The 12,125-nt window shown below is 36.6% G+C and carries 12 protein-coding genes; 9 read left to right on the top strand and 3 right to left on the bottom strand.

What is annotated here, in order from left to right; all coding sequences use genetic code 11:
• Nucleotides 1-52 precede the first annotated feature (52 nt).
• The 8 genes from ACHZK0_RS03620 to ACHZK0_RS03585 all read left to right on the top strand — a co-directional run bounded on the left by ACHZK0_RS03620 (nucleotide 53) and on the right by ACHZK0_RS03585 (nucleotide 8,334).
• Complete coding sequence (locus tag ACHZK0_RS03620) at nucleotides 53-1,468, top strand: amino acid permease (RefSeq protein WP_262741552.1); 1,416 nt, start codon at nucleotides 53-55, stop codon at nucleotides 1,466-1,468.
• 282 nt (nucleotides 1,469-1,750) lie between these two features.
• Nucleotides 1,751-2,626 (top strand): cytochrome aa3 quinol oxidase subunit II, encoded by an 876-nt coding sequence (locus tag ACHZK0_RS03615; protein WP_046957295.1) that lies wholly within the window; start codon nucleotides 1,751-1,753, stop codon nucleotides 2,624-2,626.
• 33 nt (nucleotides 2,627-2,659) lie between these two features.
• The gene (gene qoxB, locus ACHZK0_RS03610) at nucleotides 2,660-4,594 is read left to right on the top strand and encodes a cytochrome aa3 quinol oxidase subunit I (RefSeq protein ID WP_000762374.1); all 1,935 of its coding nucleotides are present in this window, start codon (nucleotides 2,660-2,662) and stop codon (nucleotides 4,592-4,594) included.
• 13 nt (nucleotides 4,595-4,607) lie between these two features.
• The gene (qoxC, locus tag ACHZK0_RS03605) at nucleotides 4,608-5,210 is read left to right on the top strand and encodes a cytochrome aa3 quinol oxidase subunit III (protein ID WP_000729314.1); all 603 of its coding nucleotides are present in this window, start codon (nucleotides 4,608-4,610) and stop codon (nucleotides 5,208-5,210) included.
• Nucleotides 5,211-5,522, top strand: coding sequence for a cytochrome aa3 quinol oxidase subunit IV (gene qoxD, locus ACHZK0_RS03600; protein WP_098586378.1), 312 nt, complete (start codon nucleotides 5,211-5,213; stop codon nucleotides 5,520-5,522).
• Between the two features lie 220 nt (nucleotides 5,523-5,742).
• Nucleotides 5,743-7,572 carry a monovalent cation:proton antiporter family protein gene (locus ACHZK0_RS03595; RefSeq protein WP_395761163.1) on the top strand — a complete coding sequence of 610 codons (1,830 nt, stop codon included), beginning with the start codon at nucleotides 5,743-5,745 and terminating at the stop codon, nucleotides 7,570-7,572.
• 52 nt (nucleotides 7,573-7,624) lie between these two features.
• Nucleotides 7,625-7,882 carry a DUF4022 family protein gene (locus ACHZK0_RS03590; protein WP_000926994.1) on the top strand — a complete coding sequence of 86 codons (258 nt, stop codon included), beginning with the start codon at nucleotides 7,625-7,627 and terminating at the stop codon, nucleotides 7,880-7,882.
• Nucleotides 7,883-7,896: 14 nt separating this feature from the next.
• Nucleotides 7,897-8,334: a GNAT family N-acetyltransferase gene (locus ACHZK0_RS03585; RefSeq protein WP_262741553.1), complete on the top strand. Its 438-nt coding sequence runs from the start codon at nucleotides 7,897-7,899 to the stop codon at nucleotides 8,332-8,334.
• 39 nt (nucleotides 8,335-8,373) lie between these two features.
• Here ACHZK0_RS03585 and ACHZK0_RS03580 read toward each other — a convergent pair whose 3' ends face one another.
• From ACHZK0_RS03580 to ACHZK0_RS03570, 3 genes are all read right to left on the bottom strand, one after another.
• Nucleotides 8,374-8,802 carry a hypothetical protein gene (locus ACHZK0_RS03580; protein WP_262741554.1) on the bottom strand — a complete coding sequence of 143 codons (429 nt, stop codon included), beginning with the start codon at nucleotides 8,800-8,802 and terminating at the stop codon, nucleotides 8,374-8,376.
• 4 nt (nucleotides 8,803-8,806) lie between these two features.
• A complete protein-coding gene (locus ACHZK0_RS03575) occupies nucleotides 8,807-9,007 on the bottom strand; it encodes a helix-turn-helix transcriptional regulator (protein ID WP_000301181.1) in 201 nt (66 codons plus the stop codon).
• Between the two features lie 137 nt (nucleotides 9,008-9,144).
• Nucleotides 9,145-10,437, bottom strand: coding sequence for an NCS2 family permease (locus ACHZK0_RS03570; protein ID WP_061676320.1), 1,293 nt, complete (start codon nucleotides 10,435-10,437; stop codon nucleotides 9,145-9,147).
• A gap of 280 nt (nucleotides 10,438-10,717) precedes the next feature.
• Between ACHZK0_RS03570 and ACHZK0_RS03565 the strand changes: the two genes are divergently transcribed.
• Nucleotides 10,718-12,109: an amino acid permease gene (locus ACHZK0_RS03565; RefSeq protein ID WP_071721050.1), complete on the top strand. Its 1,392-nt coding sequence runs from the start codon at nucleotides 10,718-10,720 to the stop codon at nucleotides 12,107-12,109.
• The last annotated feature ends 16 nt before the right edge of the window (nucleotides 12,110-12,125 follow it).

Below are 12,125 nucleotides of genomic sequence, written 5' to 3'. Positions count from 1 at the left end.
TCGGAATGAAAATCAATTCATACATACAAGAAAATAACGAGGTGAGGGGCATATGAATCAACAAGTAGAACAAACAGATTTAAAACGAACAATGAAAAGTAGACACCTATTTATGATTGCACTTGGTGGTGTTATTGGAACTGGCCTATTTATGGGATCTGGTCAAATCGTCCATAACGCCGGTCCTGGTGGTGCTATTCTTGCATTTTTAGTCGGTGGATTTGTCATGTATTTAACGATGTTATGTCTTGGTGAATTATCCGTTGCTATGCCAGAAGCAGGTTCATTCCAAAGCTATGCAAGCAAATTTATTTCACCTGGTTTTGGATTTGTTGTCGGTTGGATGTATTGGTTAAATTGGGCTGTTACAGTTGGGGTAGAGTTAACAACTGTAAGTATTTTAATGAAACGTTGGTTTCCAGACGTGTCTTCTTGGATTTGGTGTGTTACATTTGCAGCAGCACTCTTTCTTGTAAACGCTTTATCAGCAAAGGCATATGCAGAAGCGGAATTTTGGTTCGCAAGTGTAAAAGTCGCAACCATTGTTGTTTTCATCGTACTCGGTGGTGCAGTTATGTTCGGTCTACTAGACTTTAACGGAAAACCAGCGCCAATGCTTCACAATTTCACTGAAAATGGCGGATTATTTCCAAACGGTGCATTAGCTGTTCTTCTTACGATGATTACAGTAAATTACTCCTTCCAAGGAACAGAATTAATCGGAATTGCTTCAGGAGAAAGTGAAAACCCTGAAAAAACAATTCCAAAAGCGATTAAAAATACCATTTGGCGAACTCTCTTCTTCTTCGTCCTAGCAATATCAGTTGTTGTAGGTTTACTCCCATGGCAAGAGGCTAATCTAGTCGAAAGTCCATTTGTACTTGTATTTGATGTGGCTGGTGTTCCATATGCAGCTGACATTATGAACTTTGTTATTATTACAGCAGTATTATCCGTAGCCAACTCTGGTCTATACGCAAATTCTCGTATGCTTTGGGCGATGGCAAAACAAGGAATGGCAAGTCCAGCTTTTACGAAGTTAACGAAAAAAGGTGTGCCACTAAACGCATTAATTTTCAGTCTAATCTTTGCAAGTTTGTCTCTATTAACAAGTATATTTGCGGCAGATACTGTATTTTTAGTTTTAACATCTATTGCAGCTATGGCTGCTGTCGTAGTTTGGATGTCAATCGCAGCTTCACAGTTTTTCTTCCGCAGAAACTTCTTAAAAAACGGTGGAAACATTAATGATTTAAAATATCGTACACCGCTTTATCCAATCGTTCCAATCGTAGCATTCTCACTCAATTTCATTACATTTGTTAGTTTAGCTTTCATCCCAGATCAGAGAATTGCTCTTTATTGCGGTATTCCATTTATGATTATTTGTTACATTTTATACCATTTAAAATATAAAAAAGTTGTCACATTTGAACAACAAATACATCTAAAAAAAGAAGTAAACTAAATATATTAAATATTCAGCTATCTTTCTTATGATAAGATAGTTTTTTTCTATTTCTTGGGTATCTTGGTATAACTTTATTTATCTTAAAATTTCCACAATCACGTTTTTTACTGGAAAATGGTTTACAATGTTATCAAGTTACAAATGATATTCACCTTAAAAAGTGTGCATTTGTGTCTATTTTTTAACAATATCACAAAAACTATTGCCATCTATAAATTAATAGGTTTATATTGTTTTATTGGCATAGTTTCAATCCAAGGAGAAAGGAGATTTTCAATCGTGCAACTAAAGAAAACGTTTTGGAAGCTGGCTTCGCTTCTTCCGTTATCATTACTTCTGTTCCTCGGCGGCTGTGATAAGAAACTCGCAGTATTAAATCCGCAAGGACCTGTTGCAAAAGCACAGTATGATTTAATTGTTTGGTCATTCTTGCTTATGTCATTAATTATCGCAATTGTATTCATCTTGTTTACAGTCATCTTGATTCGTTATCGTGAAAAACCAGAGAATATGGACTATGAGCCACCTGAACAACACGGTAACACATTATTAGAAATCATTTGGACGCTTGTTCCTGTTATTATCGTTATCGCATTATCGATTCCAACAGTAAAAGCAACTTATGCTTCGGAAGAGGTTCCGGCAGAGTCCAAACATATTAAACCAGTTGAGATTTATGTTACATCTGCAAACTGGAAATGGTTATTCAGTTACCCAGAGGAAAAAATTGAAACCGTTAACTATTTAAACATCCCTGCTGGTGTACCAATTCAATTCAAACTGACTTCTGTCGGTCCAATGAATGCTTTCTGGGTACCAGAACTTGGTGGTATGAAGTACACTATGGATGGTATGATTATGGATCTTTATTTACAAGCTGATAAGCCAGGTTCTTACCTAGGCCGTAGCGCGAATTTCTCTGGTGAAGGATTCACTCACATGGAATTCGAAGTTGAAGCAAAAACTAAAGAGAAGTATGACAAGTGGGTTAAAGAAGTACAACAAACTGCTCCTAAACTAACAGAAGATAAGTACAACGAAATTGTTAAACCTGGTGTAGTTGGTCGTATGACATTCTCTAGTCACCACTTAAGTTATGTAGATCCAAAATCACTTGAGTATTGTGATTACAACTACTACAAAAACAAAAAATAATAGCTATTATTCCAACAGATTGGAGTGAACACAGTGAAGCTTGATGAATTCTTTGTCACAGGTGACCCGATTATTTACGGTGCAGACGCTTCTATCGTTCTTGTGACATTAGCAATCATTTTCGTACTAACAAAGTATAAAAAATGGAAATGGCTTTGGGACGAATGGTTAACAACTGTTGACCATAAAAAGATTGGGGCCATGTATATAATTTCTGCGGTTATTATGTTATTCCGTGGTGGTATGGACGGTTTAATGATCCGTGCACAATTAACATTCCCAGAAACAACTTATTTAAATGCTGAACATTATAACGGAATCTTCACAACACACGGTACAGTTATGATTCTTTTCATGGCGATGCCATTCGTTATGGGATTAATGAACCTTGTAGTACCATTACAAATTGGTGCTCGTGACGTTGCATATCCGTTCTTAAATGCTTTAAGTTTCTGGTTATTCTTTGTCGGAGCAATGTTATTCAACATCGCTTTCGTAATCGGTGGTTCTCCAGACGCTGGGTGGACTTCTTACTTCCCAATGGCAGGTACAGAGTTTACTTCTGGTGTAGGAAATAACTACTACGCAATTGCATTACAGATTTCAGGTCTCGGTACGCTAATGACCGGTATTAACTTCCTTGTTACTATCTTAAAAATGCGTACACCTGGTATGACTTTAATGAGAATGCCAATGTTTACTTGGTCAATCTTAATTACAACGATTATCATTATTTTCGCTTTCCCAGTATTAACAGTTGCTCTTGCATTAATGACATTTGACCGTCTATTCGATGCTCACTTCTTTACGATGGCGAGCGGCGGTATGCCAATGTTATGGGCCAACCTATTCTGGGTATGGGGTCACCCTGAAGTATATATCGTTATTTTACCGGCATTCGGTATTTTCTCTGAAATCATTAGTACATTCTCACGTAAACGTCTATTCGGTTACAGTGCGATGGTATACTCAATGGTTGCAATTTCTTTACTAAGTTTCGTCGTATGGCTTCACCACTTCTTCACGATGGGTGCAGGTCCAGCGGTTAACTCATTCTTCTCGATTTCGACAATGGCGATTTCGATTCCAACCGGGGTTAAGATCTTTAACTGGTTGTTTACGCTGTATAAAGGACGTATTCGTTTTACAGTTCCAATGCTTTGGTCATTGGCATTTATTCCAAACTTCGTAGTCGGTGGGGTTACAGGGGTTATGCTTGGTATGGCAGCAGCTGATTATCAGTACCATAACAGTTACTTCCTAATCGCTCACTTCCACTACGTATTAATCGCAGGTACAGTATTCGCTATGCTTGCTGGATTCACATTCTGGTATCCAAAAATGACTGGTCATATGTTAAATGAACGCCTAGGTAAATGGACATTCTGGATCTTTATGAGCGGATTCAATATCTGTTTCTTCCCGATGTACTTCTTAGGTTTAGACGGTATGACTCGTCGTATGTACACTTACTCTGAAAGTCTTGGATGGGGATGGCTAAACCAAATCGCATCTGTTGGTGCGGTAATGATGGGTATTGGTTTCCTACTTCTTTGTTACAACGTAATTTGGAGTGCTCGTCACGGTGAACGTGACACAACTGGAGATCCATGGGATGGCCGTACACTTGAATGGGCAACTCAATCTCCTGTACAACATTACAACTTCGCGAAACTTCCTGAAATCAAAGAAGCTGATGCTTTCTGGTACATGAAAAAACGCGGAGAAACAGTTACACCAGCAGCAGAAGATATTAAACCAATTCACATGCCAAGTAACTCTGGCGTGCCTATTATTGCGTCTTTATTCTTCGGTCTTGCAGGTTTCGCATTAGTATTTAGCTGGTTCTGGCTTGCAGCAATCGGCGGCGTTGGTATTTTAGCTTGCTTAATCTATCGTTCATTCGATTATGATGATGGCTACTACGTAAGCGTTGATGAAATTAAAGAAACAGAACATATAGCATGAGAGGTGAAATGATATGGCGGCTTTAGATAAAAGCTTACCTTTGGAATATCAATCCGAGCAAAGCAGATTGAATATCCTAGGATTCTGGATTTTTCTTGGGGCTGAAATTATGCTGTTCGCAACACTTTTCGCCTCTTATCTAGTACTTGCTGGTCGTACGGCTGATGGCCCAACTCCAGCGCAACTGTTTGAACTTAAAACGCTTTTAATTCAAACATTACTACTTTTAACAAGTAGTTTCACATGTGGTATCGTAATTCACGAAATGCGTAAGCACAACCAAAAAGCAATGCTTGGATGGTTCATCCTTACATTACTTTTAGGTGCAGGTTTCCTATTCTTTGAAATCGAAGAGTTCATTATGTACATCGGTGAAGGCGCAACAATTCAAACAAGTGCTTTCCTATCTGCATTCTTCGTTCTTCTTGGAACACATGGTGCCCACGTAACAGGCGGTATCATTTGGGCAACTTGTGTTATTATCCAAATTTTAAAACGAGGTTTAACACCAGTTACAGCGCGTAAAGTATTCATTATCAGCTTATACTGGCATTTCCTTGATCTAGTTTGGGTCTTTATTTACACACTAGTTTACTTGAACGGGATGGTGGCGTAAATGGATCAAAATAACAACCAAGCAAACGGGCATGCGCATAGCGGATTCCCTTGGTCACACGTTTTCGGATTTATTTTATCGCTTGCACTAACGTTTCTAGCGTTATACGTGGCACTTTATACAAACTTGCCACTTTCAACGATCTTAACAACTATTATCATAATGGCTGTTGCGCAAGCGTTGTTACAATTAATTATGTTCATGCATTTAAAAGAAGGAGAAGGAAGAGTTCAAATTCTTACTATGATATACAGTTTCTTCGTTGCAACTGCAACAGTTGGTTTAACTGTATGGATCTTCTTCTCAATGTAATGTACATGAAAAAGACTGCTGAGATTACTCAGCAGTCTTTTTTTATCCCCTTCCCTATTACATCCACATTACGGAATTAACAACAGAATCATGAAAAATATACTTATTATGACAAATGTTAAGAAAACTCTTTCTTTATGAAATCGAATCCATATGCGTTGCTTTTCTACCTATTATATGGCTAAATAGGTACTATATTTATTTGAAGGGAGAGAACGCAATGGAACATCATACTTCTGTTCTATCACTTATGGTTGTCGTTGCAATCGCGTTTTTCGTTCCCCTTTTGTTACAACGCTTTAAATTAAAAGCACTTCCTGTCGTTGTTGCAGAAATCATCGCAGGAATCTTTGTAGGTAAAAGTGGGTTTAATATTATTGAGCCAGATATGTGGCTTCAAGTCTTATCGACACTAGGATTTATCTTCTTAATGTTCTTAAGCGGTTTAGAAATTGATTTTTCTATCTTTAAACAAAAAGGGAAAAAGAATACGACAAACGAACCAAACACATTCCAAGCAGCAAGCATTATCTTCTTATTTATTTTCATCTTATCTTATGCCCTATCATTACTATTCGTATGGCTAGGATTCGTGGATAATGCAATGTTTATGACTTTAATTATTTCAACTATTTCTTTAGGTGTTGTTGTACCAACATTAAAAGAAAATAACTTAGGCAAAACGGCAATCGGACAAATCATTTTATTAGTCGCTGTTATTGCAGATTTAGTTACAATGATTTTACTCGCTGTATTCGTCGGATTAAATTCCGAAAGCGGCCAAAGCATGTGGCTCCTTCTTCTTCTATTCGGCGCTGGTATTGTTATTTACTTCGTTGCAAAACGCTTTAAAAACATTCCATACTTAGATAACTTAAAAGCTGGTAGTGTACAAATTGATACACGAGCTGTTTTTGCACTCATCTTAATATTAGTTGGGTTATCTGAATCTGTTGGAGCTGAAAATATTTTAGGTGCCTTCTTAGCAGGAGTGCTCGTATCGTTATTATCACCAAATGAAGATATGGTTGAAAAACTGGATTCCATCGGATATGGTTTCTTCATTCCTATTTTCTTCGTGATGGTTGGTGTAAACTTAGAGGTTTGGTCAATTTTTAAAGAACCTTCTAGTATGCTAATGATCCCAATTTTAATTGTAGGACTCTTTATTTCAAAGCTGTTACCATCACTCGTCTTACGAAAATGGTATCCACGTAATATCGTACTAGGAAGTGCCATCTTATTAACATCGACACTTTCTTTAGTTATTGCAGCTGCACAAATTGGTGAAAAACTAGGGATCATTAGTCCAAGTTTATCTGCTTCCCTTATTTTAAGCGCAGTTATTACTTGTATTTTTGCACCTATATTATTTAAAAAAATGTTTCCAAAAGTAGAAACACCAAAACCAAAAGTTTCTATTATTGGCGCAAGCAGAATTACCCTTCCATTATCACTTGATTTAAAACGAGAAGATTATGACGTAACACTATATATGATGCGTCAAAATAAAATAAATGATGAGGAAGCGAAATCACATGACTTCCCTATCGTAAAATTAGATGACATCACAATCGCATCATTAACTGAACAAACAGCATTTCATGCAGACCGCGTTGTTGTCGCAACAAGCGATGATGAACAAAACTTATTATTAGCAGAACATGCAAAAGAACTAGGTGTTGAACATGTTATTGCAAGTGTAGAAGATCCACTTCTACAAGAAAAAGCAACGCAAGAACATATCGCCGTATTCTCAACAATTAACTCTACACGTATTCTGTTACGTGCACTAATTGATAAACCGAGTCTCGTTCGCTTAATTACAACAGCAAATGAAACAGTTCGTGAAGTTGAACTACGCAGCAATACATATAACGGTGTTGCACTACGTCGCCTTCCGTTTTTAGGCGATGTACTTGTTATTCAAATTTACCGCGGTAATAAAGCATTAATCCCGCATGGTGATACGAGACTACAACATGGTGACACATTACTTGTCACAGGTTCAAAAGAACATATCGATACTTTAAAAAACATATTAGAATAGAAAATGCCCCTCACATAATTGAGGGGCATTTTTTTCCATTTCATATGGTAAAATGTTACTATCACATATTATGAGGATGGATCACATTATGTCTATTGTAACTTTAGCTCTTTTATTATTGGCGGAAATACTCGTTGCCATTATTCTCATCGGTGTTAGCATTGAAATTTGTAGTTACGGATGGAAAAAATCGAATGGAATAAAATACTCTTGCCTCTTACTTTCACTCCTTCTCGGAACTGCTAGCATACTCGGACTTTTCGCAGCACCTGCCTATTTCTTTATACAACTAACAGAAAATGCCTTATAAGAAAGGATGTTAATATGATTACCGTGAAAAATATTGAGGGATCTGAAACTTACGTATTACGTCAAAAAATTTTACGCCCGAATCAAACATTAGCAGATTGTAAATACTCTTCCGACTATGAGACAGACACCTTTCACTTAGGCGCATTTATAAACGATGAACTGATTAGTATCGCTTCCTTCTCAAAAGAAATATATCCTGACTTACTAGAAGGTGTTCATTATCGTCTACGAGGAATGGCCACATTACCTAAATTTCGAAACAAACGCGCTGGAAGCTCCTTAATTCAGAAGGCGGAGCAAATCTTGCAAGAACGCCAAGCAAATATATTGTGGTGTAATGGCCGAATTACTGTAGCTGACTATTACAAACGCTTAGGCTTCCAGGAACATGGTGAAATCTTTGAAATTGAACCGATTGGCCTTCATAAAGTACTATATAAAAGAATATAAGAAAAGCTTTCCCCAATATGGGAAAGCTTTTCTTATATTTCACTCTTCACTTTTTATTCTCTTCATATATATGTATATAAACAAACTAGGAACTAAAAAACAAGCAAACATAATAAGTCCTGTCATACTAATTTCCTTTATCGAAATATCTGGTGTTACAACGATACAAATAGCTAAAATACCAATAATAATACCTACCGGAATGAATAGTAGCTTCATAAAATAACTACGCGATACTCCGCCCGTATGCTCATACACTTCCACCGAATTTTTTAAGTTTAAAAAATTAATAACTATTATCCCGCACATAAATACCATTAATAAATCTGAAACACTTTCATATCCTGCATCTTGCAAAACATAGCGATAAAAAACAATACCTAGTATGACGATATTTTGTAAGATGAAAACGAGTCTAATATGTTTTAGCCCCTCAATCATTAAACGTTCATCTTTCACGATTCTCATCCCCTCACTCCTCTTCCTCCCAAAATAAATCATTTAATGTTTTGTCTACCGCATAACAAATTTTCAAACATAAATCTAAAGACGGGTTGTATTTCCCCTTCTCAATTAAACTAATCGTTTGCCTTGTAACGCCTACTTTTTCTGCTAATTGTTGCTGTGTTAAATCTAACTGAACACGCGCGACTTTTATTTTACTGACAGCCATTCATGTTCCTCCTCTACCTGTATTGTAACATATATATTCCATTAAGTAATTTATATTTTACGCCATTAATTTGATTTTCACTTTATTATACACAAAAAAGGAGCCTCTCATAAGAAGCTCCCTCTCCTATATCTATATTATAAGAATAAATGACATCCAAATAAAATTGTAAATAAGTATAGTAACGGATGTACTTCCATCCCTTTCCCTTTCACAATTTTTAAGACTGGATACACTAGAAATCCAATTGCAATTCCATTCGCAATGCTAGACGTTAACGGAATACCAACGAAAATTAAAAATGCTGGTAATGCATCATCAAATTCATTCCAATTAATATCACGAAGACTTTGCGCCATTAAACTACCTACAATAATTAATGAAGGAGCTGTAATAGCGGCTACACTTGATAAAGAAGCAATGACAGGGCTGAAGAATGCCGTTATAATCGTTAGGCCAACAACGACAATACCTGTTAATCCTGTTTTACCACCTGCAGCAATACCTGCTGACGATTCAATCGTCGCTGCTGTTGGGCTTGTTCCAAAGATAGAGCCTGTAGTCCCGCCAATTGCATCTGCAATAAACGCTTTACCAAAACGTTTCTCAGTATTATCTGTAATTAAGCCTGCTTGTTTAATTAAACCAAGTAATGCACCTGTTGTATCAAATAACAGTACAAGTAAAAATGAAAATACAACACCATATAATCCGTATTCAATTACATCTGAAAAGGCGTTGATTGGGTTTGAAACGATAATTCCCTCTGGTAAATGAGGCATCGCAACAATTTTATCCGTAAACTTCAGTTGCCCTGTAAAGAAGGCGATAACTCCCGTCACAATCATACTAATAAATAATGCACCGCTCACACGCAATGCCATTAATACCGCCGCTAATATTAAACCAATTAAAGTTAAAATAACGGCTGGAGAATGAAAATCACCAATCGTAACTAAATTAGATGGATGATCAACGATAATTCCAGAAAGGCGTAATCCAATAAAAGCAATAAATAGTCCAATTCCACCTGCAATTGCATGTTTTAAACTATCAGGAATTGCGACAATTAGCTTTTGCCTAAATGAAGTGAAAGATAATAAAAGAAAAATGATACCTGTTACAAATACTGCCGAAAATGCAATGACATATGTAATCCCCTCTGCCTGTTGAACAACAGAATAAGCAAAATACGCATTCATTCCCATAGCTGGAGCAATAACAATTGGATAGTTAGCTAAAAACGCCATACATAGCGTCCCTACAACCGTCGCAATAATAGTTGCTGTAAAAGCTTGATCAAATGGTACACCTGCATCAGATAATATTTTCGGATTGATGACAAGAATATACGCAAATGTAAAAAAAGTTGTGATGCCAGCTAAAAGCTCTTGCTTCACAGAAGTGTTATATTTTTGTAATTGAAACATGGTTATGTACCCTTCCTACATCTGAATTATTATCACACATTCTTTTCTTACTAGTATGTGAGAAAATATAATACTTAATCTTAACAATCAATAAAAAGAAGAGTCAATATATTCGCTAATAGTTCGAATTTTAAGTTTAAGTCTGACAAGCACAGATGTAGTACAGTTAACTACGTTTATTTTTGTAGCATAACAGATGGAAATGTTTTATAATTTGAAATAGTTAAATATTTAGTAAACGTATTCAAATATCGTTCACTCTACAAGGAGGATTCTTCTTATGCAGCACACAAACAAATCTGGAACTTTAAATCGAGGTTTAAAAGAACGACATATTACTTTAATGTCACTCGGTTCAGCTATTGGCGTTGGACTATTTTTAGGATCCGCTTCTGCTATTAAGCTAGCTGGCCCTTCTATTCTACTAGGTTATATGATCGCTGGACTCGTTATTTTTTTCATTATGCGAGCGCTCGGAGAAATGGCAATTGAACAACCTGTTGCCGGTTCTTTTAGTAAATATGCTTCTGATTACCTTGGACCACTAGCTGGCTACATTACCGGTTGGAACTACTGGTTCTTATGGGTTGTTACTTGTATGGCTGAAATTACAGCAGCTGGTATCTACATGCAGTACTGGTTCCCAGATATCCCACGCTGGACTTGGGCGTTACTCGCTCTATTATTAATGAGTGCTTTCAACTTCTTATCCGTAAAAGTATTTGGAGAACTTGAATTTTGGTTTGCTCTCATAAAAATTGTCACAATTATCTGTATGATAATTGTTGGAGCTGGTATTATTTTATTCGGATTCGGAAACGGCGGTATCGCTACTGGTATTTCAAACCTTTGGTCACATGGTGGCTGGTTCCCGAATGGTTTTTCTGGGTTATTGCTCTCTTTACAAATGGTGTTATTCGCTTATTTAGGCGTTGAATTAATCGGTGTTACAGCAGGTGAAGCTCAAAATCCGAAAAAAACACTCGCAAAAGCAATCGATAACGTATTTTGGAGAATATTACTGTTCTACGTTGGGGCTCTATTCGTTATGATGGCAATTTATCCATGGAACGAACTTGGTGAGAAAGGAAGTCCATTCGTTTTAACATTCCAGCAAATCGGTATCGCAAAAGCAGCAGGGATTATTAACTTTGTCGTATTAACAGCAGCTCTTTCTTCTTGTAATGGTGGTTTATTTAGTACAGGCCGTATGCTATATACATTAGCTCAGCAGAAGAAAGCTCCTGAAAGATTCGGTCGTTTAAATAAAAACGGCATTCCAAGTCAAGGGATTGTAGCAACAGCTATCGTTTTACTCGTTGGTGTTATATTAAACTATCTTGTACCTGCAAAAGTATTTACATGGCTTACTAGTATTTCAACTTTCGGGGCAATTTGGACTTGGGGCATCATTTTAATCGCTCAAATTAAATTCCGTAAAGGATTGCAAACTGATAAAAAGGACAAGCTATCATATAAAATGCCTTTATATCCATTAAGTTCATATTTCTCACTCGCTTTCCTTGCACTAGTATTAGGTATAATGGCGTATTCAGAAGATACAAGAATTGCATTAATTGTTGGCCCAATTTGGCTTATTGGTTTAGCTATCGTGTATTATATGAAAGGGTTCCATAAAATTGATGAAACACCTAATTCCAAAATTAGTTAAGCCCAAAATCTCTTCC

Source organism: Bacillus sp. 3G2, assembly GCF_044324725.1.
Classification (GTDB): domain Bacteria; phylum Bacillota; class Bacilli; order Bacillales; family Bacillaceae_G; genus Bacillus_A; species Bacillus_A mobilis.
The sequence above is the reverse complement of the archived record's forward strand: the minus strand, read 5'-3'. Positions and strand labels throughout refer to the sequence as shown.

What these genes read in the sequence shown, in the direction of transcription:
- qoxD (WP_098586378.1), top strand. Translation starts at nt 5,211, where the DNA reads ATGGATCAAAATAACAACCAAGCAAACGGGCATGCGCATAGCGGATTC.
- ACHZK0_RS03575 (WP_000301181.1), bottom strand. Translation starts at nt 9,007, where the DNA reads ATGGCTGTCAGTAAAATAAAAGTCGCGCGTGTTCAGTTAGATTTAACA.
- ACHZK0_RS03580 (WP_262741554.1), bottom strand. Translation starts at nt 8,802, where the DNA reads ATGAGAATCGTGAAAGATGAACGTTTAATGATTGAGGGGCTAAAACAT.
- ACHZK0_RS03590 (WP_000926994.1), top strand. Translation starts at nt 7,625, where the DNA reads ATGTTACTATCACATATTATGAGGATGGATCACATTATGTCTATTGTA.
- ACHZK0_RS03570 (WP_061676320.1), bottom strand. Translation starts at nt 10,437, where the DNA reads ATGTTTCAATTACAAAAATATAACACTTCTGTGAAGCAAGAGCTTTTA.
- ACHZK0_RS03620 (WP_262741552.1), top strand. Translation starts at nt 53, where the DNA reads ATGAATCAACAAGTAGAACAAACAGATTTAAAACGAACAATGAAAAGT.
- qoxC (WP_000729314.1), top strand. Translation starts at nt 4,608, where the DNA reads ATGGCGGCTTTAGATAAAAGCTTACCTTTGGAATATCAATCCGAGCAA.
- ACHZK0_RS03565 (WP_071721050.1), top strand. Translation starts at nt 10,718, where the DNA reads ATGCAGCACACAAACAAATCTGGAACTTTAAATCGAGGTTTAAAAGAA.
- ACHZK0_RS03585 (WP_262741553.1), top strand. Translation starts at nt 7,897, where the DNA reads ATGATTACCGTGAAAAATATTGAGGGATCTGAAACTTACGTATTACGT.
- ACHZK0_RS03595 (WP_395761163.1), top strand. Translation starts at nt 5,743, where the DNA reads ATGGAACATCATACTTCTGTTCTATCACTTATGGTTGTCGTTGCAATC.